Origin of the sequence: Nocardiopsis exhalans (assembly GCF_024134545.1) — a bacterium.
GTDB lineage: Bacteria > Actinomycetota > Actinomycetes > Streptosporangiales > Streptosporangiaceae > Nocardiopsis > Nocardiopsis exhalans.
Genome location: NZ_CP099837.1, coordinates 4,626,570 through 4,652,468, shown reverse-complemented (window position 1 = coordinate 4,652,468; position 25,899 = coordinate 4,626,570). Strand labels below are relative to the sequence as shown.

Annotated in this window: 18 protein-coding genes; 11 read left to right on the top strand and 7 right to left on the bottom strand. The window is 70.1% G+C overall.

Annotated elements, in window-relative coordinates:
• The first annotated feature begins 47 nt into the window (after positions 1-47).
• On the top strand, positions 48-1,493 hold the full coding sequence (locus NE857_RS20485; protein WP_254417225.1) for an FAD-dependent oxidoreductase: 1,446 nt from the start codon (positions 48-50) through the stop codon (positions 1,491-1,493).
• Between the two features lie 33 nt (positions 1,494-1,526).
• Here NE857_RS20485 and NE857_RS20480 read toward each other — a convergent pair whose 3' ends face one another.
• On the bottom strand, positions 1,527-2,372 hold the full coding sequence (locus tag NE857_RS20480; RefSeq protein WP_254422049.1) for a neutral zinc metallopeptidase: 846 nt from the start codon (positions 2,370-2,372) through the stop codon (positions 1,527-1,529).
• A gap of 645 nt (positions 2,373-3,017) precedes the next feature.
• A complete protein-coding gene (locus tag NE857_RS20475; RefSeq protein ID WP_254417224.1) occupies positions 3,018-3,791 on the bottom strand; it encodes a TetR/AcrR family transcriptional regulator in 774 nt (257 codons plus the stop codon).
• A 151-nt stretch (positions 3,792-3,942) separates the two neighbouring features.
• On the opposite strand from NE857_RS20475, the gene NE857_RS20470 reads away from it, so the two are divergent.
• The gene (locus NE857_RS20470; protein WP_254417223.1) at positions 3,943-6,171 is read left to right on the top strand and encodes an MMPL family transporter; all 2,229 of its coding nucleotides are present in this window, start codon (positions 3,943-3,945) and stop codon (positions 6,169-6,171) included.
• 1 nt (position 6,172) lies between these two features.
• On the opposite strand, the gene NE857_RS20465 is transcribed toward NE857_RS20470, so the two are convergent.
• Positions 6,173-6,634, bottom strand: a complete 462-nt coding sequence (locus NE857_RS20465; protein ID WP_254417222.1) for a MarR family winged helix-turn-helix transcriptional regulator — start codon at positions 6,632-6,634, stop codon at positions 6,173-6,175.
• A 212-nt stretch (positions 6,635-6,846) separates the two neighbouring features.
• Entirely contained in the window at positions 6,847-7,635 is a 789-nt protein-coding gene (locus NE857_RS20460; RefSeq protein WP_254417221.1) for an AfsR/SARP family transcriptional regulator, read from the bottom strand.
• A 586-nt stretch (positions 7,636-8,221) separates the two neighbouring features.
• Here NE857_RS20460 and NE857_RS20455 point away from each other — a divergent pair.
• From NE857_RS20455 to NE857_RS20425, 7 genes are all read left to right on the top strand, one after another.
• A complete protein-coding gene (locus tag NE857_RS20455; RefSeq protein WP_254417220.1) occupies positions 8,222-9,253 on the top strand; it encodes a ScbA/BarX family gamma-butyrolactone biosynthesis protein in 1,032 nt (343 codons plus the stop codon).
• Positions 9,244-9,912 (top strand): HAD family hydrolase, encoded by a 669-nt coding sequence (locus NE857_RS20450; protein ID WP_254417219.1) that lies wholly within the window; start codon positions 9,244-9,246, stop codon positions 9,910-9,912. Before NE857_RS20455 ends, NE857_RS20450 begins: the two co-directional genes overlap by 10 nt.
• The gene (locus NE857_RS20445; protein WP_254417218.1) at positions 9,909-11,552 is read left to right on the top strand and encodes an FAD-dependent monooxygenase; all 1,644 of its coding nucleotides are present in this window, start codon (positions 9,909-9,911) and stop codon (positions 11,550-11,552) included. The genes NE857_RS20450 and NE857_RS20445 overlap by 4 nt, the downstream gene beginning before the upstream one ends.
• Before the next feature lie 179 nt (positions 11,553-11,731).
• Positions 11,732-14,071 (top strand): MMPL family transporter, encoded by a 2,340-nt coding sequence (locus NE857_RS20440; RefSeq protein WP_254417217.1) that lies wholly within the window; start codon positions 11,732-11,734, stop codon positions 14,069-14,071.
• A gap of 13 nt (positions 14,072-14,084) precedes the next feature.
• Positions 14,085-15,233, top strand: a complete 1,149-nt coding sequence (locus tag NE857_RS20435) for an alpha/beta fold hydrolase (protein ID WP_254417216.1) — start codon at positions 14,085-14,087, stop codon at positions 15,231-15,233.
• Positions 15,230-16,489 (top strand): alpha/beta hydrolase, encoded by a 1,260-nt coding sequence (locus NE857_RS20430; protein ID WP_254417215.1) that lies wholly within the window; start codon positions 15,230-15,232, stop codon positions 16,487-16,489. The genes NE857_RS20435 and NE857_RS20430 overlap by 4 nt, the downstream gene beginning before the upstream one ends.
• A 48-nt stretch (positions 16,490-16,537) precedes the next feature.
• Positions 16,538-18,763, top strand: a complete 2,226-nt coding sequence (locus NE857_RS20425; RefSeq protein WP_254417214.1) for an MMPL family transporter — start codon at positions 16,538-16,540, stop codon at positions 18,761-18,763.
• 95 nt (positions 18,764-18,858) lie between these two features.
• On the opposite strand, the gene NE857_RS20420 is transcribed toward NE857_RS20425, so the two are convergent.
• Entirely contained in the window at positions 18,859-19,290 is a 432-nt protein-coding gene (locus tag NE857_RS20420) for a MarR family winged helix-turn-helix transcriptional regulator (protein WP_254417213.1), read from the bottom strand.
• Between the two features lie 108 nt (positions 19,291-19,398).
• On the opposite strand from NE857_RS20420, the gene NE857_RS20415 reads away from it, so the two are divergent.
• The gene (locus NE857_RS20415; protein WP_254417212.1) at positions 19,399-20,496 is read left to right on the top strand and encodes an NAD-dependent epimerase/dehydratase family protein; all 1,098 of its coding nucleotides are present in this window, start codon (positions 19,399-19,401) and stop codon (positions 20,494-20,496) included.
• An 86-nt stretch (positions 20,497-20,582) separates the two neighbouring features.
• On the opposite strand, the gene NE857_RS20410 is transcribed toward NE857_RS20415, so the two are convergent.
• Positions 20,583-22,676: a 3-hydroxyacyl-CoA dehydrogenase NAD-binding domain-containing protein gene (locus tag NE857_RS20410; protein WP_254417211.1), complete on the bottom strand. Its 2,094-nt coding sequence runs from the start codon at positions 22,674-22,676 to the stop codon at positions 20,583-20,585.
• Positions 22,673-23,848 (bottom strand): thiolase family protein, encoded by a 1,176-nt coding sequence (locus tag NE857_RS20405; RefSeq protein ID WP_425572064.1) that lies wholly within the window; start codon positions 23,846-23,848, stop codon positions 22,673-22,675. Before NE857_RS20405 ends, NE857_RS20410 begins: the two co-directional genes overlap by 4 nt.
• Positions 23,849-24,080: 232 nt before the next feature.
• Here NE857_RS20405 and NE857_RS20400 point away from each other — a divergent pair, with 232 nt between their 5' ends.
• Positions 24,081-25,871: an ABC transporter ATP-binding protein gene (locus NE857_RS20400; protein ID WP_254422048.1), complete on the top strand. Its 1,791-nt coding sequence runs from the start codon at positions 24,081-24,083 to the stop codon at positions 25,869-25,871.
• Positions 25,872-25,899 lie beyond the last annotated feature (28 nt).

Genomic DNA, 25,899 nt, shown 5'->3' with positions numbered 1-25,899 from the left:
ACTTCTGGCAGTGCCGGGGCCAGCCCCGGTGCTGCCAGAATGGGTTCATGGCCTCTCCCGAACCCGAGCACCCCAGTTCTGAGCAGCCCGCAGCCGAAGACGTGACTCCGCTCAGGGTTGCCGTGATCGGCTCCGGCCCGGCCGGGGTCTACGCCGCCGACGCCCTCATCCGCCAGCGCCGCGTGCCGGTCCGGGTGGACATCATGGACCGGCTGCCCACCCCCTACGGGCTGGTGCGTTACGGCGTCGCCCCCGACCACACCAAGATCAAGGGTGTGGCGCTCACTCTGCGCAGGATCCTGGAACACCCGCACGTGCGGTTCGTCGGCGGGGTCGAGTTCGGCGCCGACCTGACCCGCGCGGACCTGGCCCGCACCCACCACGCCGTGGTCTACGCGACCGGTGCCAGTGTCGACCGGCGCATGGGGATTCCGGGAGAGGACCTGCCCGGCAGCCTCGCCGCCACGGACTTCGTCAACTGGTACTGCGGCCACCCCGACAACGAGTGGGAACGGTTCGCGCTGGACGCCGAGGAGGTCGCGGTGGTCGGGGCGGGCAACGTCGCCCTCGACGTCGTCCGGATCCTGGCCAAGACCGCCGACGAACTCCGGCACACCGACATCCCGCAGGCCGCCCTGGAGGTGCTTGCCGAGAGCCGGGTACGCACCGTTCACGTGCTGGCCCGACGCGGCCCGCTCCAGGCCAAGTTCACCGCTCCCGAGCTGCGCGACCTGCTCGCCCTGCCCGGTGTGGACGTGGTCGTGCGCCCGGACCAGGTGGACATCGACCCCACCGTGGTGGGCACCGACAGCGCGGGCCGCCCCGAGCTGCGCGAGGTCTCCCGGGCGGCGCGCACCAATCTCAGACTTCTGCGCGAACAGGCCGAGCGGGCCCCCGAGGGGCGTCCCCGCCGGGTCGAACTGCACTTCTGGACCCGCCCCGAGGAGATCCTGGGCGGGGCCGCGGAGGGTGAGTCGGCACGGGTCGAGGGCCTGCGGGTGGAGCACACCCGACTGGACGCCGACGGCCGCCTGGAGGGGACCGGTGAGCACAGCGTTCTGGACGTGGGCATGGTGTTGCGCTCGGTCGGCTACGCGGGGGTGCCGCTGGCCGGTGTGCCCTTCGACCGGGGCGGGCACACGGTTCCGCACGAGGCGGGCCGGGTCCTGGACGCCGAAGGCCGGGCGGTGCCCGGGGACTACGTGGCCGGGTGGATCAAGCGGGGCGCCACCGGTGTGATCGGCACCAACAAGTCCGACGCCGCCGGGACCGTCCGGGCCCTGCTGGAGGATGCGCCACGACTGCGCGAGGCGGTGCCGGAGCCCGTCGCGCTGGAACGGGTCCTGGACGAACGGGGACTGGCGCACAGCGACTACGAGGGCTGGCTGCGCATCGACACCGCCGAGGCCGGACACGCCGAAGACCTGGGCCGGGGTGAGCGGGTCAAGCTGCGCGGCTGGGACGCCTACCGGAAGGCCCTGGAAGAGGGCTGAGGGGAGCAGGCAGGGGCGGGATGCGGGAGGCGGTCAGGTGACCTCGTTCTCGTCGGCCCCGTAGGTGTTGCACCCGCCCACGGTCGCACTGGAGTAGCCCGCCTCCAACCACAGGGCGCGGTTGGCCGCGGTGCCGTGGGTGTCCAGGTCACCGCCGCCGTTGAAGTGCAGGTTGACCACGTCCAGGGCGTCGCCGCCGGGGTCGGTCAGCCCGCGCAGCCCCACCCCCGCCATGCACTCGGCCTGGAGCTCGGTCCGGCGCAGGGTCTCCAGCTCGTCGTCCTCGCTGCCCGCGGTCCGGCGCAGGTCGTGGGAGACGCTCAGGATGCCCGTGGCGTACTGCACGTGGTGGGCGTACTCGTGTCCCATCAGCGCCAACCACACGTCTTCCTGGTGCGCGTCCGGGATCTGTTCACCGACCTGGCGCACGTTGGGCAGGACCACGGTGATCAACCCCCGGTCGCTCTCGTAGTAGGCCAGAGTGAAGGAGTCCTCGGTGTCGGTGTCCAGGGGCTCGTCGGTGACCGTGATCTCGGGGAGGTCGGGGACCAGGCCGAGCTCGTCCATCACCGGCGCCCACAGCTCGTTCAGGCAGACCCCGGCCTCGTTGGCGAACGCCTCCCAGGAGTCGTCGGAGCCGGTCCGCAGGGCGGGCAGGGGGCAGTCGATCGGCTCGGGCATGGCGACGTCGTAGAGCGGGTGGTCGACGAGGTCGATCTCGGCCGGGTTGGGTCGGGCGTACAGGCCGCTGTCGTAGAAGGCGGACACGTCCGCGCCGCCGGTGGGCGCTTCCTGTCGCGGGGTGTTCACCACGATGGCGACGCTGGCGATGAGCGCCACCAGGGCGACGGAGGCTGCGGCCAACGCCCCAGCCAGCACGGCCCGGCCCTTGTTGCGCCGCGGCCGCGGAGCGGGGTACCAGGGCTGGTGTGCCCACTGCTGTCCCCACTGCTGGGGCGGCGGCCACTGGTACTGGCCCGGTTGCGGACCCCAGTGTTGTCGGGGAACCGGTTGCTGGGGAACGGGCTGGTGCTGAACAGGCTGCTGCGGAACGGGGTGCTGGTGCGCCGGGTGCACCGGGTGCAGCGGCATCGGGTGTGGCTGTGGCTGCTGCCCCCACTGCTGGGACGGCGGAGGCCCCGGCTGCGGAGGTGGTTGCTGCGGAGCGGGGGCGGGCCGCGGAGGTGCGCCCGGAGCCACCCAGCCCTGCGACTCGGTGGGGTCGGGGTGTGCCGGAGTGCGCGGCGGCTGCGGAGCCTGTGCGGGAGGCGGAGACTGCGGCGGCCGGCCGTGCGGGGGAGGGGAGCCGTGCCGGAAGGTTCCCGTGTGCTCGGGCGGTCGCTGGTGGGTGCCGGTCCGGTCCGGCCGGGGAGCGTTCTCCCCGGGCTGCTCAGCGCCGGTTCGGTTCTCCACGGGCTCGTCCTCGTCTTCGCGCCAATACGGGTACGGCATGCCGGATTCGTACCCACGAATCCGGCAAGTGCCGCAGACCTCCAGTATGGGGCTTAAACGGTCAAGCCGGTGTTAGGCGCCCTCCACCTTCCGAGGCGGGGAGTAGCGCACCCCGAGGTCCTTCGCCATGTTCTGAAGCTCGGACTCGAAGAATGGTTCCATGTCACCCACGACAAAGTTCAGGTGTTGGAACACTTCCATGCAGACCACCCCGTAAAGGCGCACCCAGCAGGCGGTGAGCACCATCACGGCGCCCTCGGAGATGTCGGGCGAGGTGAAGCCGACGGTATCCGCGAAGGAGCGCAGCTCGGGGCGGAGCGCCTGCGGGATGTCCTCGTCCGCGGGGAGCGGGAAGCGCTCCTCCGAGACCAGGCGGTCGAAGAGCGTGAAGAACGTGGACCCGAACCGGCGTCCCGATTCCAGGGCGATGCCGATGTCGGCCGACGGGTCCAGCCGGGTGCGCGGCCCGAACATCACCGAGTACTCGGTCCGGTGGGTGATGGCCCAGTTCCGGAAGGCGCGCAACGAAGCGAGGATGCGTCCGTCGGTGTCCTCCACGGGCATCCCGGCATCGGCGGCGGCCACCGCGTCCGCCAGTTCCTCGTACATGTCCGCCGTGATCGCCACCAGGAGGGCGTCGATCCCCTCCACGTAGCGGTACAGGCCGGGGGCGGTCATGCCCATCTCCCGGGCGATCGCGCGCAGGGAGACCCCGACGACCCCGTGCTCCACGAGGTGTCTGCGGGCGATCGCCTTGATCTCGGTGAGTGTGGCTTCGCGCACACGTTCGCGGCGGCTCAGGGTTCCCCCGGTCCGTTGGTCGCTTGTGACCGGCGGTTTCGTCATGTGCTGCGGTACACCCCGTCTCACGCGCCAGGGTCGTGGCGCTCTGGTTTCACTCGGCGATATTGACATCGTAACGCCTGCACGCTTAAGTAAACACCGTTAGCAAACAGTGTTCACGAATATGACGACCGTTCGCTTCAAGGGGGCGCCCATGCCGACACACACGGGGTTCTTCGGCCGACTCGGGCTCGGTGCCCACCGGGGCAGATGGTGGATCCTGGCCCTGACGGGGCTCTTCGCCGCCTTCTCCGTGGTGTGGGGGCTCGGGGTCTTCTCGGACGTCAGCGAAAGCGGCTTCGAGGACCCGGGATCCGAGTCCTCCCAGGCCATGGACGTGCTCCAGGACGAGCTCGGCCACTCCGACATCGACATCATCGCGGTCTACCGCAGCGACGAGATGCGGGTGGACAACCCGACCTTCGCCCAGGCCGTGCAGCGGATCGCCGACGACCTGCCCGAGGACCTGGTCGCCGACTACGACGTCTACCTCGACGAGGAACTCGAGGACATCGAGCGCGGCATCCTCGTCTCCGAGGACATGCACGCCACCTACATGCCGATCACCCTCACCGGGCAGACGCACGAGGAGCGCCTGCACCAGTTCGAGGCGGCCGCCGAAGCCCTGGAGTCCGGCCCGCTGGAGAGCCACCTGGGCGGCCCGATCGCGGTCGAGCACGAACTCTCGGAGACCGCGGAGAGCGACATCATCCGCGCCGAGCTCATCACGCTCCCGCTCCTGCTCCTCCTCCTGGTCCTGATCTTCGGCGGTCTGATCGCCGGGCTGGTCCCCCTCGCCGTCGGCGGCCTGGCCATCCTCGGCTCCCTCACCGTCCTGCGCGCCCTCACCTCCGTCACCGAGGTATCGGTCTTCGCCATCAACGTCGCCACCCTGCTGGGCCTGGGCCTGGCGATCGACTACGGCCTGTTCATGGTCAGCCGCTTCCGTGAGGAGCTGAACAAGGGCCGGACGGTCCCCGACGCCGTCCGCCGCACCGTCGACACCGCCGGGCGCACCGTCGCCTTCTCCGGCGTCATCGTCGGCATCGCCTTCGCCGGTCTGCTTTTCTTCCCCCAGCCCATCCTGAAGTCCATCGGCTTCGGCGGCATCGCCGTGGTCGCCCTCGACCTCATCGCGGCCCTGGTCTTCCTGCCCGCCCTGATGTCGGTGGTGGGCCGCCGCATCGACCGGCTCAAGCTCCCCTTGCCGCGCCGGACCGTCACCGGCGCGATCGACGAGAACGCCGGGGCCTGGGCCAAGCTGGCCCGTACCGTGATGCGCGGACCCGCGGTCTCGCTGGTCGCGGTCGGCTGCGTCCTGATCGCGTTCACCTCCGGCCTGGCCTCGACCGAGCTCGGCTCCACCGACCAGCGCTACCTGCCGGTCGACGCCTCCAGCCGGATCGGCACCGAGTCCATGGGCGACGACTTCCCCGCCGGGCAGGTCGGACGGCTGCACGTGGCGGTGGTCGGCGACAGCACCGGGGAACAGCTCGACGAGTACGTCGAACGCCTCGAGGCGCTGCCCGGCGCGGTCCGCACCGAACTCGCCCGCACGGGGGAGGGCATCGCGCACGTGGAGGTGGTCTACCAGGGCGCCACCGACGACCCCCGGATCAAGGACCTGGTGCGCGACGTGCGCGCCGAGCCCGGGCCGCAGGGTTCGGTGGAAACCCTCGTGGGCGGGGCGGCCCCCATGCAGCTGGACAACCTGGACGCCATCGTCGAGGAGGCGCCCAAGACGGTCGGTTTCATCATCGGCTCCACGCTGCTGCTGCTCTTCCTCGCCTTCGGCTCCATCGTGCTGCCGATCAAGGCGGTACTCATGGGCGCGCTGTCCCTGGGCGCCTCGCTGGGCGTGGTGATCTGGGGCTTCCAGGAGGGGCACTTCGCCGCGCTGCTCGGATTCGAGGCGGTCGGCACGATCGACCCCACGTACCTGGTGCTGATCATGATCGTGTCCTTCGGTCTGGCGATGGACTACGAGTTGTTCCTGCTCAGCCGGGTGCGGGAGGAGTATCTGCGCAGCGGGGACAACACCCGTTCCGTGGCGCTGGGGTTGCAACGCACCGGCCAGATCATCACCAGCGCCGCCCTGCTGCTGGGTGTGGTGCTGGTGGCGATGGGCACCTCGGGGCTGCTCTTCCTGAAGATCATCGGTATCGGGCTCGCGCTCGCGGTCCTGGTGGACGCCACCCTGGTCCGGGCGATCATGGTGCCCGCCACCATGCGCCTGCTCGGCGACTGGAACTGGTGGCTGCCGCGCCCGCTGCGCTGGGTACACGACCGGATCGGCATCTCCGAGGGCGGTGACGACGAGGAGGAGCCTCTCCCGGTCGCCAGGGGGAGCGAGCGGCGGGAGAAGGTCTCAGCGGGGGTCTGACCTACTCGGTCTTGGTCACCTGGGGGTGCTGGCCGACCAACCGCCCGGCCAACTCGTGCAGCACCAGGCGTTCCTCCTCGGAGACTCCGGCGAAGAACTCCTGCTCGGCCCGCTCCACGGCCGCCCGGACCCGCGCCAGCACCTCCAAAGCCCGCAGCGTCGGCGTGACGATGTACCGCCGCCGGTCCTGGGGGTTGCGCACCCGCTCCACCAGCCCCAACCGCTCCAGCTCGTCCACGACCCCCACCATGACGTTGGGGTCGATCCCGAGCGAACGACTGAGCTCCTGCTGGGACGGCTCGGCCATGGTGGCAGCGGCCGCCAGCACGTGGAATTGCCGCGCGTTGAGTTCCAACGCTCCGAACACCGAGACGGTGGCCGCCTGCACCAGCTCACCCAGTTTGATGAGCCGAAACCCGGTCAGGTGCCACAGGGGCGATGCCCCCTCGTTCGCCTCGCTCATACACCCCATCCTATGCCCGGCCGACCATCCCCTCCCCGGATGGTCGTCCGAACATAGTGCTTTGTTCCTCGAAAAACCGGTCGATTCGGGTGGTGCCGAAGGCCCTGTCGAACCAGACGTCGAGCTGATCCAGATCACGGTGGTTCAGGTCGTTGAAGTGGCCAAACGTGTCAGTGATCCGGTGTGGGGCGGGTGCCGGCGCCGCCCCGTGGTCACCGGTGGAGGGCGCCGAGGGTTGTCTGGTGGGTGAGCTCCTCGGGTAGGCGGGCGTGGCTTCTGATGGCGTTCGCCAGTTCCTTCAGTGCCGGTTGGGGCGGCATGTTCAGTTCCTGGGCCGTACGGTGCTCCAAGCGCTCGTACACCTGCACGGCCTTGGCGGGGTTGCCCAGTCGGTACTGGGCGAGCATCAGGAACCGGGCCAGGTTCTCCTCCAGGGGGTGCAGGCGCAGGGCGTCGCTGAGCGGGCCGACCGCCTCGGCGTAGCGGCCCGCGGTCAGCGCGACCCGTGCGTAGTCCTGGAGCACGGTCAGGCGCACGCCTTCGAGGTGGGTGCGTTCGTCGTCGAAGGCCAGGCCGGGCAGGTCGCCGAGGAACGGTCCGCGCCACAGGCGCAGGGCCCGGGCGTACAGGTCGGCGGCTCTGGCGTGCTCTCCCTGGTCGCGCAGGTCCTCGGCGGCCTCCACCTGGGCGTGGAAGAGGGTGAAATCCAGCTGGTCCGCCCTGACCGTCAGGCGGTAGCCGCCCCGGTCGTTGTCGATGCTGATGCGGCGGTGCGGTTCGAGCTCGGCGAGCGCGCGCCGCAGGCCGGAGACGTACTTGTGCACCAGGTTGGAGGCGTAGGTCGGCTCGCCGGTGTTCCAGACGGTCGCGACGATGCGCTGGGTGCTGAGGGAGCGGTTCGCGTGCAGGGCGAGGGCGGCCAGAACGGAGCGCTGGCGCGGGGCTCCCAGATCGATGGCGCGATCCTCGCCGAAGACGGCCAGTTCACCGAGCACGGTCATTGTCGTGCTCGTTCTTCCTCGTGCCATGAGCATTGAGGTTCCCTTCATTCCGGCATGTCCTTTTTTTCCGTTTTGGGTCGTGAATAGTCCAATGTTTTCTAGGCCTCGGTATCGATCGGCGTCTGTTCTCGGGCGTCTTCTGGCGCCGCTTCCGGCGGGGGAGCGGGTGTCAGAAGACACACGTTCGGCCAGGTGATCATAGGCAGGCCCGATGTCGCTTTCGGTGACTGGGTCGATGCTCTCCGCCTTATCTCATCCTTAGTCCCAGATCAAAGAGTTTCTATGAGTTAAAGATGATCTTGTGTGTTGATCGTCACAGGTACGGGATGGTCGTGTCGTCTCACGGTTCTTCCGGCGTGCTCGCAGGTCAGAGCGAAGTTGTGACGATCGCTGTCCGATTTCTCGGATTTCCCTTCAGGGTTCATTCAGGGAGGCTTCACGGCGCCTGTGAATACTCCCTACTAGCGAGCGCTGGCTCCGCAGAAGCGGGCGCTGTGGAGCGGACGCGGAGACGGATTTTCAATCCGCTTTCCATCGTGTTTCGCGAGTCATTCAGAAAACGAGGAACGTTAACGAAAGGGAAGAAATGAACCACATTTCGGTGGGTGAGAAGGACACAGCGGTCGACACCGCGGACGATCTGTCCCACCTGGACCCGGACGGGCAGCCGCCGCACGAGCTGCGCTTCGACGCGACCGTCCCCCGGGGCCTGGTGCACCGCAAGGCTGTGGCCGAGGTCTTCGTGACCGACTCCCGCCAGCTCGGGGGAGACGTCTTCGAGGTGGCCGCGCAGCTGCCCAGGGGCCACGTGATGCTGGAGGACCAGACCTACGACCTCCCGATCGTGCTGGAGGCCTGCCGTCAGGCGGGCGTGCTGGTCTCGCATCGGCACTTCGACGTGCCGATGGACCAGGCGTTCATCATGCAGAGTCTCACCATGGAGATCGCCGACCCCCTCGTCCTGCGCCAGGGCGACGAGCCCGCCCGACTGCTGATCAGCATCGACGCCGAGGTGCACCGGAGCCGGTCCGGCCGCATCCAGGGCTACGGCTTCACCGGGGAGCTGTTCCTGGAGGGGCGGCACTTCGGCACGGCCAGCGGTGCCCTGTTCTTCCTGCGCAAGAAGGTCTACAAGGAGATCCGGGCCAAGGGGCGGGCCGCGCTGGACCTGGCCGGTTCCGTCCAGCCCCTGCCCGTGCGGTGCGCACCCGCCACAGTGGGCCGCCGCGACCAGCGCAACGTAGTCGTTTCCGACCCCGTGCAGCGCAAGGAGGGGGGCTGGGCGGCGACCGTCTTCGCCGACCGGAGCCACCCCCACCTCTTCGACCACCCGCTGGACCACCTGCCCGGCAATCTGCTCATCGAGGCCGCCCGCCAGCTCGCCGTGGTCGCGGTCTCGCGTGAGGGGGGACTGGCCCCGGCGTCCCTCACGCCCCGCTCCGTCTCGGCCGAGTTCAACCAGTTCTGCGAGAACGACCTGGCCACCGTGGTCGAAGCCGAGGCCGCGCCCTTCCGCAAGGACGAGCGGCTCGGTTCGGTGGCCGCCGTCGACGTCCGCGTCCTCCAGCAGGGCAGGGTCTGCGCGACGATCCGCATCGAGGTGGCCCAGTGGGTCTGACCCGGATCGACACGGTCATCACCGACTACGGCGGCGTGCTCACCAACCCGCTGATGGAGACGCTCGAGTACTTCTCCAAGACCGTCGGCGTGACCCCCACCGACCTGCTGAACGCCGTCGGCGCCGCCACCGAGCGCCACGGCGCCGAACCCATGGCCCTCCTGGAAGTCGGTTCCATCACCGAGGCCCGGATGGTCGAACTCGTCTCCGCGGAACTGCCCGGAAGGGAGCGACTCTTGCCAGAGGACAGCACGTTCGGCGAGGTCTGGTTCGCCGGGCGGGTGGGCAACGAGGCGTTCATCGAGTACCTGCGCGGGCTGTCGATGGACGACTACCGCCTGGCCCTGCTCACCAACAACGTCGTGGAGTGGGAGGAGCTGTGGCGGGCCACCGTCCCCGCCGACGAGCTCTTCGACGTCGTGGTCAACTCCGCCCACGAGGGTGTGCGCAAACCGGCCCGCGAGATCTACGAGATCGTGCTGGAGCGCCTGGGCACCAAGCCCGAGCGCTGCGTGTTCGTCGACGACCTGGAGGCCAACCTCGTCGCGGCCGCGGAGCTGGGCATGGCCACCGTCCACTTCCGGGACAACGACCAGGCCGCGGCCGAGCTCACCGAGCTGCTGGAGGAGTCCGGCCGGACGGACGGGGGCGCGCGGTGACCTCCCCCGGACAGTACCCGCCGGTGCTCGTGGTCGGTGCGGGGCCCACCGGGCTCGCGGCCGCCTGCACCCTGCTCCAGAACGGGGTGGCCTGCCGTGTCGTCGAACGCCGCTCCGGCATCCCGGAGGAGCCCAAGGCGCTGATCCTGTGGAGCGGTGCCCTGGAGGTACTGCGCCGGCTCGGCGCGCACGAGGCCGTGGTCGGTCAGGCCCTGCCGCTCGGTTCGGCCTCCTACTTCTCCAACGGCCGCAGGATCGGCGGGGTGCGTTTCGGCTCGCTCGCCGGTACCGCTTTCCCGGGGCCGATCTGCCTGCCCCAACCCGGGGTCGAGCAGGCGCTCTACGACCGGCTGCGCGAACTCGGCGGTCAGGTCGAGTGGTCCACCGAGGTGCACTCGGCGCACCCCGAGGGCGCGGGTGCCCGGGTGGTCCTCGGTCCGACCGGTCGGACCGAGGAGCGCTCGGAGGAGGCGGTGGCCTGGGTGGTGGCCGCGGACGGCAGTCGCAGCGTGGTCCGCGAGTCCCTGGGCGTGGCCTTCGAGGGCGACACCTACGACCGGGTCTTCCTGCTCGGCGACGGGGTGATCAGCGGGCCGACGCCCGAGGACGAGGCCCAATACCATCTGACCCCGGACGGGGTGCTGGTGGCCGTGCCGCTCCCCGGCGGCGGGCACCGGATCTTCTTCGACACCGAGCCGGACGGGCGGACCGAACCGCCCAGCGACGAGGACCTGACCCGCCTCCTCGACCAGCGAGGCCCGGGAGGGCTACGGATCGAGCAGATCTGGTGGCGGAGCCGCTTCCGGGTGCACGCCAGGATCGCGCGCGAGTTCCGGCAGGGGCGCTTCCTCATCGCTGGGGACGCGGCGCACCTGCACAGCCCGGCGGGAGGGCAGGGCCTCAACACCGGTATCCAGGACGGTTTCGACCTGGGCTGGAAGCTCTCAGCGGTGCTGCGCGGGGCACCGGAGCGGCTCCTGGACAGCTACCCGGCCGAACGCCGTCCCACGGCGCGCGCGGCGGTCCGCAGCGCCGACCAGCAGACCCGGACCTGGATGGTGCGCGCACCCCTGGCCCGCCTGGTGCGGGACACCCTGATGCGCGTGCTGTCGTCCAGTGGGCTGTTGGAGAAGCGCCTGGTGCCGCAGCTGGCGCAGATCTCGCCGGACTACCGGGACAGCCCCGCGGTCCGGGCCGCCCCTTCCTCCTGGCGGGCCGGGCAGGCCCTGGGCGGGGCCCTTCCGGGGCGGCGGATCGGTGACGCGGATCTGGTCCCGGTCCGCGGCACCGGCGCCCGGGGCTTGCACGAATACCTGGCCGCGGGGCGGCACTGCCTGATCGTTGGCGGCTCCTCGCGCCGTGCGGGCGAGGCGGCGGCCGGTCTGCGCGAGCGCGCGCCCGGTGACGTGGATGTGCTGTTCGTGACCGCCGGGGCGGTCGCAGGCGAGGAGATCGCGGTCGGCTGCGACCTGGTGCGGTCGGGGAGCCCGTCGGCCCCGGGGCCGAATCGGGGCTGGGTGGTGCACGTGCGCCCGGACGCGGTGGTGGGCGCGGTGGCTGATCTCGCCGACCCCTCCTGGGAGGTCGAGGGCTTCCTGACGGGAGCGCTCCTGCCGAAGGCGGCCAAAGCGTCCAGGTGAGCCGCATCGGTGATGAGCTCAGGTAAATAATATGTGAACTATATTATCTGGTTCTATATTGATATGTCTTAAGTACGATACTGTGACGCGAGGGTTGGTGCGCGGGCGGCCGGGGCACCCCGGCCGCCCGCGCCGCCCTACGGCGTCGGAAAGGGGGTGAAGCGGTGTTGGCCGCACTCATGAGAACCACCACGGGCAGGCCCTGGTGGGTCCTGGCGATCGCGCTGGTCGCGATCGTCGGATCCGTCGTCGTGGGGTCCAACGTCACCGACCGGCTGCTGGCCGGACAGGGCACGGAGGACCCCAACTCCGAGTCCGCCCTGGCCGGAGCGGTACTCGAGGAGCACTTCCCGGAGGGCAGACCCAACCTCGTCCTGCTCGTCGCCGCCGAGGCCGGGGTCGACGACCGGGAGGTCGCCGGGCAGGCCCTGGCCATGGCCGAAGGGCTCGCCTATGAGGACGACGTCGTCGGGGTGACCTCCTACTGGCAGACCGGGGCCGACGAACTCAAATCCGACGGCGGGGACCAGGCGCTCATCGTCGCGCGGGTCGGCGGCGGGGAGGCACACGCGGGAGCGGTCGTCGCGGACCTGGCCGACCGTTACGGCGGCGAACACGGACCCCTCGACGTCCGGGTCGGCGGCCAGACCGCGGTCCTCAACGACGTCGAGACCACCATCGACGAGGACCTCGTCACCGCGCAGGCCGTGGCACTGCCGCTGACCCTGCTCATCCTGGTGTGGGTCTACGGCAGCGTGATCTCCGCGCTGCTGCCGCTGGCCGTGGGCGTGGCCTCCATCATCGGCACCAACGCCGTCCTGTGGTTCATCGCCGGGCTGACCGAGGTCTCGGTCTTCGCCCAGAGCCTGACCATCGCCCTCGGTCTGGGGCTGGCGGTGGACTACGCGCTCCTGATGGTCCGCCGCTTCCGCGCCGAGCTCGAAGACGGACACGATCCGCCTGCAGCGGCCGCCACGACCGTCCGTACCGCCGGGCGCACCGTGCTCTTCTCCGCCTTCGCCATCTCCTCGGCGCTCGCGGTCATGCTGCTCTTCCCCCTGTACTTCCTGCGTTCCTTCGCCTACGCGGGCGTGACCGTGGTGCTGCTGGCGGCGCTGTTCTCACTGTTGGTCGTCCCGGCCGCGCTGACCCTGCTCGGCCACCGGGTCAACGCCCTGGACCCACGCCGCCTGTTCCGGCGCCGCTCGAACGGCCGGGCGCCGGTGAGTCCGGAGGAGGCGGCCGACCGCCGCTGGAAACGCCTGACCCGTACCGTCATGGGCCGGGCCCCCGCCTTCGCCGTGGCCTCACTGGTGCTGCTCGTCCTGGTTGGCCTGCCTTTCCTGAGGGTGGAGTTCGGCATGGCCGACGACCGCCAACTCCCCGCGGACGCCGAGTCCCGCCAGGTCGCGGACGTGGTCCGGGAGGAGTTCAGCGCCAACGCCACCGGGGTGATCGATGTCCTGGTCCACAGCCCGCACGCGCAGACCGACACCGCCGAGCTCACCCGCTACGTCGAACGGCTCTCGCTCCTGGACCACGTCGACGAGATCCGCTCACCCGTGGGCGTGTACGCCGAGGGCTCCCTCACCCAGGCCCGCACCCCGGTCGACGCCCTGCGCGAGTCCGCCTCCCACTCCTACCTCCAGGTCGTGCCCGAGGACGGGGTAGCCGATATCTCACCCGAGAGCCAGGGCCTGGTCCGCGACATCCGCGCGGTGGACACCGGACTGGAGACCTCCGTGGCCGGACAGGCCGCGGCGGTGGTGGACGCCCAGGAGGGCATCGGTGAGCGGCTGCCCCTGGCAATCGGTGCCGTCGTCGTCAGCATGGCGATCCTGCTCGCCCTGCTCACCGGCAGCGTGGTCCTCGCCTTGCTGTCCGTGGTGATCAACGCGCTCAGCCTGACCGCCATGTTCGGCGCGGTGGTCTGGGTCTTCCAGGACGGCAACCTCAGCGGCCTGCTCGGGTTCACCCCGACCGGCTTCATCGACACCGCCCTGCCCGTGCTGATGTTCTGCATCGCCTACGGGCTGTCCATGGACTACGGGGTGTTCCTCCTGGCCAGGATGCGGGAGGAGTACGAACGCACCGGAGACCACCGCACCGCGGTGGAACTGGGCCTGCGGCGCACCGGCGGGGTCATCACCGCCGCCGCGGTCACGCTCGCGGTGGTCATGCTGGCCATCGGCGCCTCCCGCGTCACGAACACGATGATGCTCGGCTGGGGCGTGGCCCTGGCGGTCATCGTGGACGCGACCGTGGTCCGCTGCCTGCTCGTGCCCTCCGTCCTGCGTATGACCGGGCCCCTCACCTGGTGGGGGCCGGAACCGCTGCGCAAGCTGTACCGGGCCCTGTCCAGCCCGGCGGCACCCGTGTTCCGCGCACCCTCTCAACCGGGAGATCCCAACCTCGGACCCGCGCCCCTTCCCGATCCGGAGCCCGTCACCGGTGTCCGCACACCTGATCCGACATCCGAACCGACACCCGGAACGGGGGCTGTCCATGCCCGCGACTAGGAGAGTCCTCGCGGTGGGAGCGGCTGTAGCCGTCGCCGCCCTGGCCGCCTGGTCGGCGCTGACCACCGGCACCGAGACCGGGGCAGCCGCCCTGCCCACCCCCGAGGAACGCGCTCGGGCGACCGCGGAGCGCATGGCCGAGCACGACATCGTCGACCTGCCGGTCACCTTCACCGTCACCAACGACAACGACTCCCGGCTGCCGTGCAACAGCGACGGCGGCGCGTACACGCTGCACGGCCACCTGACCGCGCCCCGTGCCGTACTGACGGCCGACGGCCCCGCCGTCACCCTCTACCAGCACGGCCAGGCCGCGGGGGAGTGGTTCTGGCGCCTGGACGAACAGGGCGCCCACCACACCGAGGGGATGGCCCTGCTCGGACAGGCCTCCCTCACCCTGGACCGGCTCGGCTACGGGGCCAGCGAGCGCCCGGACGGGATGGCGATGTGCCTGGGCGGGCAGGCCGCCATGACCTCCCAGGTGATCGCCGCGCTGCGCACCGGTGACTACGGAGTCGCCGACACCCCGGACGATCCCGACCTCGCGCAGGCCCCGCCCGCCTTCGACCGAGTGGTCCTAGCCGGACACCACAACGGCGCTCAGATCGCCCAGATCACCGCCTACTCCTACGACGGCGCCGCCGCTCCGGACGCGCTGGTCCTGATGGGCTGGAGCGGTATCGGACTGACTGACCGTGCCAACGCGCGCTTCTTCGGCGGGCTGGCCTCCTGCATGCAGGGCGGGGTGCCCGCCGCGACCGGAACAGGGCCGCCGGAGAACGTCCCCGGGCAGGACGCCGGTTATGCCTACGTCGACGTCGGGTCCGCCAACTTCCGGGAGTCCGCCTTCCACACACCCGAATCGGAGGTCGCCCTCCTGGCCGCCTCGCTCCAGAACCGCACACCCTGCGGCGACCTGGGTACCCAGGTGGAGGCCGTGGTGACAGACACCCGGAACCTGCACGGGATCGACCTGCCGGTGTTCTTCGCCTTCGGCGAGGCCGACAGCCGGGTGGCGGACGTCGCCCAGCACGCGGAGGGCTTCACCGGGGCGCCCGAGACCCACATGGTCTCCCTGCCCGACTCCGGCCACTACTTCGTCATGGAACCGGCGGGCGAGCGTCTGCGCGCCGAACTCGCCGACTGGCTGGAGGCCCGATGAGGACCCGATCCACCCGACCCGCCGGATTCGACCGGGCCGCGGACGCCACCCGCCCGCGGCTACTTTGGCGGCTCCTCGCCCTGGCGGTGGCCTCGGCCGTCGTCCTGGCCACCGCCGCGGCGGTCCCCGCTCCGGCGGGCGCACCGGCCGCCACGGGCACATCGACCGAACCCTCTTCCGTTTCCCCTGCCGCACCCGCTTCCAGCGCGCCCTCCGCGCCCTCCGCGCTTGCTGTACCCGCCGAACCGGCCGTCCTGCCCGAGGGCGTGGTGGATCTGCCCGTCGAGTTCACCGTGGACAACGTCGACCGCTCACGCGCTCGGTGCTCCGCCGACGGCGAGGGGTACACGGTGCGCGGCCACCTCACCGCGCCCGCCTCGGTCCTGGACGATGAGGCCCCTGCGGTGATGCTCCTGGTGCACGGCACCAACACCGGCGAGTGGATCTGGCGGCTGGACGTCCAGGGCCGCAACTTCGTCCACGAACTCGCGGCGCGCGGGTACGCCTCGGTCACCATCGACCGCCTGGGATACGGATCGAGCGACATCCCCGACGGCTTCGCCTCCTGTAGCGGTGCGCACTCCGACATCGCCCACCAGGTAGTGGAACAGCTGCGCGCGGGCGACTACGAGCTGGACTCCGGTCACTCCCGTGCCCCCCGTTCGCCGGTCTCCTTCGACACGGTGTTCGCGGGCGGTCACTCCAGCGGTGCGCTGGTCGCCGAGACCGCCGCCGTCTCCTTCGGCGGAGTCGACGGGCTCTTCCTCACCGGTTGGGCCGCGGTCGGTGTCACCACCGACACCAACCGGCGCTTCCTCACCGCCTACGAGACCTGCCTGGGGGGCGGTGAGCCGCACACGGAGCCCGGCGACCCGACCGGCTACGTGCGCTTCGACGCCACCATCGAGGACTTCCTCGAAGGCGGGCTCGGTCCGTCCGCCGACCCGGCCGTGACCGCGGCGGTGGAAGAACTGTGGGGCCCCAACCCCTGCGGGGTCATGGTCTCCGAGCCGATGGCCATCCTCTACGACCTCGACCTGATCGGGGAGATCGACGTCCCGGTCCACTTGGTCTTCGGATCGCTCGACGTCCTGCGCCAGGGCGTGGAGGGGTATCCGGGGCTGTTCACCTCCAGCCCCGCGGTCACCCACACCACGCTCGGGGACGCCGGACACTTCGTCACCGTCGACGAAGGGTCCGAGCGCGTGTACGACGAGGCCGCCGAGTGGATGGAGCGGCACACCCGCACCCCCTGAACCCCGTACCCCCAGACCCGGAAAACTCCTGACCCTGGAAGGCGAACAATGACCACATCACCGACGAGGCAGTCGCCTCCGACGGCCCCGGCGCCGCCACCGGAAGGCCCCGGTGTCTTCAACAGACTCGGCGGCGGCCTGGCGCGTCGTCCCGGCTGGGTGATCCTGCTGAGCGTCGCCCTGACGCTGGTGAGCCTGGTCCTGGCGGCGGGCACGATGGACCGCCTGCTGCTCAGCCGCTTCGAGAGCCCCGGCTCCGAGTCGATGCGGGTGGCGGCGGAGATGGAGGAACGGTTCGATACGGGCAAGTACCACTTCCTGCTGCTGGTCACCGCCCAGGACGGCACCGTGGACGACCCCGTGGTCGCCGAGGCCGGGAACTCCCTTACCCAGGAGATGGAGAACCGCGAAGGCGTCGCCGAGGTCGCCTCGTACTGGTCCCGGGCTGGCTCGCCTGCGATGCGCTCGGAGGATGCCACCCAGGCGCTGGTCTTCGTCCGGATGGCCGGGGACGTGACGGAGGCGCGCGCGGCGCTCGGCGACATCTCCCCGGACTTCACCCGCGAGGACGACACCGTCCGGGTGGAGGTCGGCGGCGGTGACGAGATCTTCCGCCAGGCAGCCGCGCAGGCGCAGACCGACTTCATCCGCGCCGAGCTGATCATCATCCCGCTCGTGTTCGTGCTGCTGTTCCTCATCTACCGACGGCTCTCGGTGGCCGCGTTGACCCTGGGGATGGGCATCTTCTCCGTGGTCGCCACCCTGGCGATCCTGCGCGGGGTCACCTATTTCACCGAGGTGTCCACCTTCGCCGCCAACCTGACCCTGGTTATGGGCATCGGGCTCGGGGTGGACTACAGCCTGTTCATCATCAACCGCTTCCGGGAGGAACTGGCCCGGGGACGCGAAGTGCCCGAGGCGGTGCGGATCGCGGTCGCCCGGGCCGGGCGCACGGTGGCCTTCAGCGGTTTGACCGTCGCCGTGTCGCTATCCTGCCTGATCCTCTTCCCGTTCCCCTTCCTCCAGTCCTTCGCCTACTCGGGGGTGGGGGTGGTGGCCAGCGCGGTCTTCGCGGCGCTGGTCATCCTGCCCGCCGCGCTGGCCAAGGTCGGGCACCGGGTGCGTCCCAAGCGCGAGCCGCGCTCGGACCAGGGGTGGTGGCACAGCACGTCCGTGCGGATGATGCGCCGCCCGCTGCTGTACGGGATCCCGGCGCTCGGCCTGGTCCTGCTCCTGGCCTCCCCGGTCCTGGGCCTGAACTTCGGCCTGCCCGACGCCCGGGTGCTGCCACAGGGCAACTCCAGCCGTGACGTCCAGGACCAGATCGAGGCCAACTTCGCCCAGGAGGAGATGGACGCCGTCCACGTCATCGTGGACGTGCCCGGCTCGGAGGGTTCCGCCGCGGAGATCGACGAGTACGCGAGCGCGCTGTCCGATCTGTCCGGCGTCTACCAGGTGGACGCGCTGACCGGCGCCTACGCGGGCGGCGGGGAGATCTCCGGGCCCCAGCCCGACGCGGCCGGGCGCTTCACCTCGGCCGAGGCCACCTGGTTCTCGGTGGTGCCCACGGCCGAGGCGGCGGAACAGCCAGCCGGGCTCATCGACAGCATCCGTGACCTCCCGGCCCCCGGTGACGTCCGGATCGGCGGTTACCCGGCCGACCTCACCGACTTCCGCGAGTCCTTGCTCAGCCAGGTGCCCCTCGTGTTCGGGCTCATCCTGGTGATCACGTTCGTCATCCTGTTCCTCATGACCGGCAGCATCCTGCTGCCCGCGAAGGCCATCGTGCTGAACGTGCTCAGTCTGGCGGTGATGTTCGGTGTGATCGTGTGGATCTTCCAGGAGGGCAACCTGTCCGGCCTCCTGGGCTTCACCGCCAACGGGACGCTGGAGACCACGTTCCCGATCCTGATGTTCTGTATCGCCTTTGGTCTGTCCATGGACTACGAGGTGTTCATGATGTCCAGGATCAAGGAGGAGTACGACCTCACCGGGGACAACGCGGGCGCCGTTGCCGCGGGGCTCCAGCGCAGCGGCCCCCTGGTGACCGCCGCGGCGGTCATCCTGGCCGCGTCGTTCGCCACCTACGCCATCTCCGATGTGATGTACCTGCTGATGCTGGCGGTCGGTATGGCGGTGGTGATCCTGGTGGACGCCACCCTCATCCGGGGCGTGCTGGTGCCGGTGTTCATGCGGTTGGCCGGGCGGGCCAACTGGTGGGCCCCGGCACCGCTGAAGCGCTTCCAGGAGAAGTACGGCATCAAGGAGGGGTAGACCCGAGCAGGACCGGATCCGGTGCGGCCGATCGGCGTGACGGCCGCACCGGATCCGGCGCGGGGCCAGGCCTACCCGTCCTCGCCCTACTCGCCCTACTCGTGCTTGGTCACCCGCGGGTTGCTGGTGAGCATCCGCCCCGAGACCTCGTGGAGCTGGCGGCGCTCCGGCTCCGAGAGTTCCTCGAAGAGCGCTTTCTCGACCTCGGAGACGGCCTTGTCGCACTGCTCCAACAATTGGCGGGCGCGATCCGTCGGCGTGACGATGTAGCGGCGGCGGTCCTCGGGGTTACGCACCCTTTCGGCCAGCCCTCGTGATTCCAGATCGTCGACCAGACCGACCATCACGTTCGGGTCCACGCCCAGTACCCGGCTCAGTTCCTTCTGAGAAGGCGTGCCCAGGGCGGCCGCGGCGCTCAGCACGTGGTACTGCCGGGAGTTGATCTCGAAGGACTCGAAGAGTCTGGCCGTGGTCGCCTGGACCAGTTCTCCGAGCTTGATCAGCCGGAAACCGGTCCTGTGCCACAAGGGGGTCTCCCAATCGGCGGCATCACTCATATTCACGGTCACCCAGATTCAGTCATTAATAAATATTCATGATTGTACATTAGCGAGATAATAAAGAGGACAACAGTTATGGCGGACATCCACACCCTCCCCCTGGGGGACCGGGAACGGGCCCTGGTCACCGGAGCCACCGGACTGCTGGGCAGCAACATCGTGAGACTCCTGCTCGACCGCGGCCAGGAGGTGGTGGCCTTCGTCCGCGACCTCGATCGGGCGCGCACCCTGCTGCCCGCGGACGAACCTCGGCTGCGCCTGGTCCAGGGCGACATCACTGCCCCGGCGTCCTACCGCGGGGTGCTCCACGAGGTGGACGAGGTCTTCCACACCGCTGCCTACTTCCGGGAGTACTTCCAGGACCCCTCGCTCACCGGCCCCCTGGAAGCGGTCAACGTCCGGGCCACCGGTGACCTCCTGCGGGCCTCGGCCGAGGCCGGCGTGCCGGTGTTCGTGCACACCAGCTCCATCAACACCCTCGCCCTCAGGGGCGCCGGCCACCCCGCCGACGAGACCACCCCGGCCCCCGACCGCTTCCTACGCCTGAGCGAATCGGAGTGCTACCCCTCCAGCAAGGTCCGGGCCGAGCGCGTGGTGGACGACCTGGTGGCCGCGGGCAACACCGGGGCGACCCGGTCGGTGGTGGTCCTGCCCGGGTGGATGTGGGGCCCCGGCGACGCTGGTCCCACCTCGGCCGGGCGGCTCTTCCTGGACGTGGCCAGGGGGTCGGTGCGCGCCGTCCCGCGCCTGTCCAACTACGTGGTGGACGCCCGTGACGTGGCCAGGGCCTGTGTGGCCGCGGCCCGGGTGGGTAGGCACAGCCGTTACGTGGTGGCCGGAAGCAAGGTGCCGCTACCCGAACTGACCGGTGCGGTTGCCGCCCGGACCGGGGGCAGGCAGCCCCGGCCGGTCCCCGCGGGGCTGGCGATGGCGGCCGCCGGGCTCATGGAGCTCCAGGCGAAGCTGTCCGGAACCGAGCCCACCGCCACCCGCACCGCCGTCGGCGTCCTGCGCGAGGGGGACCGGCGGCACATCTCCTCCAAGCTCGCCGAGCGGGACCTGGGCGTGGGCCCGCGCCCCGTCGAGGACACGATCGGGGCGATGGCGTCCTGGTATCGCGAGCACGGCATGCTCGCCGGCGTTGAAAAAGCCGGACGGGCCACCACCGGCTGAATACCGCAACATCAGAAAGCCCCGAACACGAGAAGCGGGCCCGGCCCTCTGGTGGACCGGGCCCGCTCACCTACGGGGACGCGAGGCTAGAAGGCCTTCGGGTCACCCTCGTGGAACGGCTTGCCGTTCACCGCGGTGGAGACGCCGACCTTGTCCAGGTACGGGGTGATGCCACCGGTGTGGAAGGGCCAGCCGGCGCCCGTGATCAGGCACAGGTCGATGTCGGCGGCCTCGGCCACGACACCCTCGTCCAGCATGATCTGGATCTCCTTGGCCAGGGCGCGCAGGGCCCGGTCCAGGATCTCCTTCTCCTCGGACGGGCTGTCGCCGCCCTTGAGGAGCTCCTTGACCTCGGGGTCGATGGTCAGGTCCGGGGCGAAGATCGCCGTCTTGCCCGCCTTGACCACGGCCTCCAGCTGCGGCGAGACCGCGAAGCGCTCGGGGAACGCGCTGTTCAGGGTCTCGGCGACGTGCAGACCGACCGCCGGGCCGACCAGCTGGAGCAGCATGAGCGGCGACATCGGCAGACCCAGGGGCGCGACCGCGCGGTCGGCGACCTCGGGCTCGGTGCCCTCGCTCACGGCGCCCAGGACCTCACCCATGAACAGGGTGAGCAGGCGGTTGACGACGAACGCCGGAGCGTCCTTGCACAGCACCGAGGTCTTCTTCAGCTTCTTGGCGGTGGCGAAGGCCGTGGCCAGCGAAGCGTCGTCGGTCCTGTCGCCGCGGACGATCTCCAGCAGCGGCAGGACGGCGACCGGGTTGAAGAAGTGGAAGCCCACGACCCGCTCGGGGTGCTTCAGCTTCGACGCCATCTCGGTGATCGAGAGGGAGGAGGTGTTGGTCGCGAGGATCGCCTCGGGGGAGACCACGGCCTCCACCTCGGCGAACACCTGCTGCTTGACCTCCATCTTCTCGAAGACGGCCTCGATGACGAAGTCGGCGTCCGAGAAGGCGTCCTTGGTCAGCGAACCGGTGACCAGGGCCTTGAGGTGGTTGGCCTTGTCCTGGTTGACGCGCCCCTTCTTGAGGAGCTTGTCGATCTCACCGTGGACGTAGTCGACACCCTTGTTCAGGCGGTCCTGGTCCAGGTCGGTCATGACGACCGGCACGTCCAGGCGACGCGCGAACAGCAGGGCCAGCTGACCGGCCATCAGACCGGCGCCGACGACGCCGACCTTGGTGACCTTGCGGGCCAGCGACTTGTCCGGGGCGCCGGCGGGGCGCTTGGCGCGCTTCTGCACGAGGTCGAAGGCGTACAGACCGGCCTTGAGCTCGTCGCTCATGATCAGGTCGGCGAGCGCCTGGTCCTCGGCGTCGAAGCCCTCGTCACGGGTGGCGGTCTTGGCGGCCGCGACCAGCTCGACGGCGCGGGCCGGGGCCGGGGCGGCGCCGTGCAGCTTGCCCTCGACCACGAAGCGGGCCATGTTGACCGCGTTGTCCCAGGCCTCGCCCTTGTCGACCTCGGGGCGCTCCACCTGGATGTCACCCTTGACCACCTGGGCGGTCCAGCGCAGGGACTCCTCGACGAAGTCGGCGGGCTCGAAGATCGCGTCGGCGATCCCCATCTCGAAGACCTGCTTGCCCTTGATCATCTTGTTCTGGGCGAGCGGGTTGTCGACGATGAGCTTGAGGGCCTTCTCGGCGCCGATCAGGTTCGGCAGCAGGTAGGTGCCGCCCCAGCCGGGGACGAGCCCGAGGAAGGCCTCGGGGAGCGCGAAGGCCGGGACACCGGCGGAGACGGTGCGGTAGGTGCAGTGCAGCGCCACCTCGACGCCGCCGCCCATGGCCGCGCCGTTGACCAGCGCGAAGGTGGGTACGTCCAGCTCGCCGAGCTTGCGGAACACGTCGTGTCCCAGCTTGCCGATGGCCTCGGCCTGCTCGCGGTTCTGGAGAGCGGGGACGCCGGTCAGGTCGGCGCCGACCGCGAAGATGAACGGCTTGCCGGTGACGGCCACGGCCACGATGTCGGTGCGCGCCTTGGCGGCCTCGATCGCGGCGTCCAGGCTGAGCAGACCGCCGGGGCCGAAGGTGTTCGGCTTGGTGTGGTCGTGTCCGTTGTCCAGGGTGATCAGGACCGCGGTGCCCGCGCCGTAGGGGAGCTCGACATCGCGGGAGATCGCTTTGGTGACGACCTCGTCCTTGAAAAGCTCGCGGGCTTCTTCGATGGCGGTGCTCACTTGCCCCCCTCGTAGTTGGTGTTCTCCCACAGGATGGTCCCGCCCATGCCCAGGCCCACGCACATGGTGGTGATGCCGTAACGGACGTCGGGACGCTCGGCGAACTGGCGCGCGAGCTGCATCATCAGACGACCGCCGGAGGAGGCCAACGGGTGGCCGATGGCGATCGCGCCGCCCCACGGGTTGACGCGGGCGTCGTCGTCGGCGATGCCGAAGTGCTCCAGGAAGGCGAGCACCTGGACGGCGAAGGCCTCGTTGATCTCGATCAGACCGACGTCGTCGATCGTGATGCCCTGGCGGGCGAAGAGCTTCTCGGTGGCCGGGACCGGACCGACACCCATGACCTCGGGCTCGACACCGGTGAAGGAGAAGTCGACCAGGCGCATCTTGGCGTCCAGGCCGAGTTCCTCGGCGACCTCCTCGGCCATCAGCAGGGTGCCGGTGGCGCCGTCGTTGAGACCGGCGGCGTTACCGGGCGTCACGTTGCCGTGCGCGCGGAACGGGGTCTTCAGGCCGGCGAGCGACTCCATGCTGGTGCCGGGGCGCGGCGGCTCGTCCTGGGTGGCCAGACCGAAGCCCTTCTCCGCGGAGCGGACCAGGGTCTCGACCAGGTCGGGCTGGATCTTGCCGTCGGCGTAGGCCTTGGCGACCTTCTCCTGGCTGCGCACCGCGTAGGCGTCGGCGCGCTCCTTGGTGATGCTCGGGTACCGGTCGTGCAGGTTCTCGGCGGTGTTGCCCATGACCAGCGCGGACGGGTCGACCAGCTTCTCGGAGATGATCCGGGGGTTGGGGTCGACGCCCTCACCCATGGGGTGGCGGCCCATGTGCTCGACGCCACCGGCGATCACGACGTCGTAGGCACCGAAGGAGATGCCCGCGCCCGCGGTGGTCGCGGCGGTGAGCGCGCCGGCGCACATGCGGTCGATGGAGTAGCCGGGGACGCTCTTGGGCAGCCCGGCGAGGATCGCGGCGGTGCGCCCGAGGGTCAGGCCCTGGTCGCCGATCTGGGTGGTGGCGGCGATGGCGACCTCGTCGACGCGCTCCGGGGGCAGGCCCGGGTTACGGCGCATCAGTTCGCGGATGACGCGGACGATCAGGTCGTCGGCGCGCGTCTCGGCGTAGAGGCCCTTGCCTGACTTGCCGAACGGGGTGCGGACCCCATCGACAAACACGACATCGCGGGCAGTTCGCGGCACGATGGCCCCTCCTTCTCCAAGCGTTGGTGGACTGTATGGGGCCCATGCTACTCGCCAGTAACAAATAGTGCGAGCGGCGGGGCCGGTCACTTCTCAAGAAGGGGGCATCCCCTACTTTCGGCGGTTGTGAGCGCTACCGCCAACACGGTTGGCTGAAGGGAGATTCCGCGCGTAGCAGATGAAAGATGCAAAGATGCCGCCATCGGACATGGAGCACGTCGCACTGCTCAGGCAGGCGCCCAAAGCACCGCTGCGCCGCCTGTGGGAGTACGCCCGGGTGCACTGGCGCATGCTGGTCCTGGGCGGAGTGCTCACCTTCCTCGGCGGGATCACCGGCCTGGCGCAGCCTCTCATGGCGAAGTACGTCATCGACGCCCTGGGCGAGGGCGGTTCCGTCTCCGGCCCGATCCTGGCACTGCTGGCAGTGGTGCTCCTCGGCGCCGTCATCGGCGCCCTGGGCGCCTTCGTCCTGGAGCGCACCGGCCAGAGCGTCGTGCTCGGAGTGCGCCGCAACCTGGTCGGCAGACTGGTCCGGCTGCGCGTGGGAGAACTCGACCGGCTCAAACCGGGCGACCTGGTCTCCCGGCTGACCGCCGACACCACCCTGCTCCGCTCCGTCGCCACCAGCGGCATCACCAACCTCTTCACCAGCACGGTCCTGCTGGTCGGCGCCATCGTCATCATGGCGTTCCTGAGCCCGGTGCTGCTCCTGATCACCCTGGGAATGATCCTGGTGGTCGGTGTCCTCATGGGGGTGATCCTGCCGAGGATCGGCCGGGCCACCCAGGCGGCCCAGGCCTCACTCGGTGAGATGGGCTCGCTCCTGGAACGGATCTTCGGCGCCTTCCGCACGGTCAAGGCCTCCTCGGCCGAGCGCGCCGAGATCGAACGCCTGGACACCGCCGCAGTGGAGTCCTGGCGCAAGGGCGTGGCCGTGGCCGGGTGGACCGCGCTCTCGGGCACCCTGGCCTCGCTCACCGTCAACGTCTCGTTCCTCGTGGTCCTGGGCGTGGGCGGCGGCATGGTGGCCGCAGGGACGATGAACGTGTCCACCCTCATCGCCTTCCTGCTGCTGCTCTTCTACCTGATGGAACCCATCATCACCCTGGTGAACTCGGCCACCGAGCTCCAGACCGGCCTGGCCGCCGTACGCCGCATCGACGAGGTCGCCGACCTGGACCAGGAGAACCCCGAAGGCAACCGCACCGAACCCCTCTCCGCCCGCCCCGCCGAGCTCTCCCTCACCGACGTCACCTTCCGCTACCACCCCGACCTGCCGCTGGTGCACCACGGCGTGGGCTTCGAGGCCTCCGGGGCGGGCCTGACCGCCCTGGTCGGACCCTCGGGCTCGGGCAAGACCACCGTCTTCTCACTCATCGAGCGCTTCTACGACACCACCTCCGGCAGCGTGCGCCTGGACGGCACCGACGTCCGCGACTGGCCCCTGGAAGCGCTGCGCGCCCAGATCGGCTACGTCGAACAGGACGCCCCTGTCCTGGACGGGACCCTGCGCGCCAACCTCACCATGGCCGCGCCGCACGCCACCGAGGCCGAACTCCAGGAGGTCGTCCGAACGGCCCGGCTCACGGACCTGGTCGAGCGCCTGCCCGACGGCCTGGACAGCGCGATCGGCCACCGCGGCGTCACCATCTCCGGGGGCGAGCGCCAGCGCGTGGCCATCGCCCGGGCGCTGCTCCGCCGCCCCCGTCTGCTGTTGATGGACGAGGCCACCTCCCAGCTGGACGCCGCCAACGAGGGCGCCCTCAAGGCGGTCATGCTCGAGGCGGCCCGCAGCACCAACGTGATCGTGGTGGCGCACCGCCTGTCCACGGTCACCAGCGCCGACCGGATCGTCGTCATGGAGACCGGCACGGTCCGCGCGGTGGGCACCCACGCCGAACTGGTCGACGGCGACGACCTCTACCGCGACCTCGCCGCCGGCCAGCTCCTCACCCCGGAGACCCCCGAGACCCCGGAGGCCGTCGGCACCACGTCCTGAGCCCGGTACCTATTACTTCCCGGACCAG

Bases quoted from the DNA above. Each gene is read 5' to 3' on its own strand.
- NE857_RS20485 (WP_254417225.1), top strand. From the start codon at position 48: ATGGCCTCTCCCGAACCCGAGCACCCCAGTTCTGAGCAGCCCGCAGCC.
- NE857_RS20475 (WP_254417224.1), bottom strand. From the start codon at position 3,791: ATGACGAAACCGCCGGTCACAAGCGACCAACGGACCGGGGGAACCCTG.
- NE857_RS20470 (WP_254417223.1), top strand. From the start codon at position 3,943: ATGCCGACACACACGGGGTTCTTCGGCCGACTCGGGCTCGGTGCCCAC.
- NE857_RS20465 (WP_254417222.1), bottom strand. From the start codon at position 6,634: ATGAGCGAGGCGAACGAGGGGGCATCGCCCCTGTGGCACCTGACCGGG.
- NE857_RS20460 (WP_254417221.1), bottom strand. From the start codon at position 7,635: ATGACCGTGCTCGGTGAACTGGCCGTCTTCGGCGAGGATCGCGCCATC.
- NE857_RS20455 (WP_254417220.1), top strand. From the start codon at position 8,222: ATGAACCACATTTCGGTGGGTGAGAAGGACACAGCGGTCGACACCGCG.
- NE857_RS20440 (WP_254417217.1), top strand. From the start codon at position 11,732: ATGAGAACCACCACGGGCAGGCCCTGGTGGGTCCTGGCGATCGCGCTG.
- NE857_RS20430 (WP_254417215.1), top strand. From the start codon at position 15,230: ATGAGGACCCGATCCACCCGACCCGCCGGATTCGACCGGGCCGCGGAC.
- NE857_RS20425 (WP_254417214.1), top strand. From the start codon at position 16,538: ATGACCACATCACCGACGAGGCAGTCGCCTCCGACGGCCCCGGCGCCG.
- NE857_RS20415 (WP_254417212.1), top strand. From the start codon at position 19,399: ATGGCGGACATCCACACCCTCCCCCTGGGGGACCGGGAACGGGCCCTG.
- NE857_RS20400 (WP_254422048.1), top strand. From the start codon at position 24,081: ATGGAGCACGTCGCACTGCTCAGGCAGGCGCCCAAAGCACCGCTGCGC.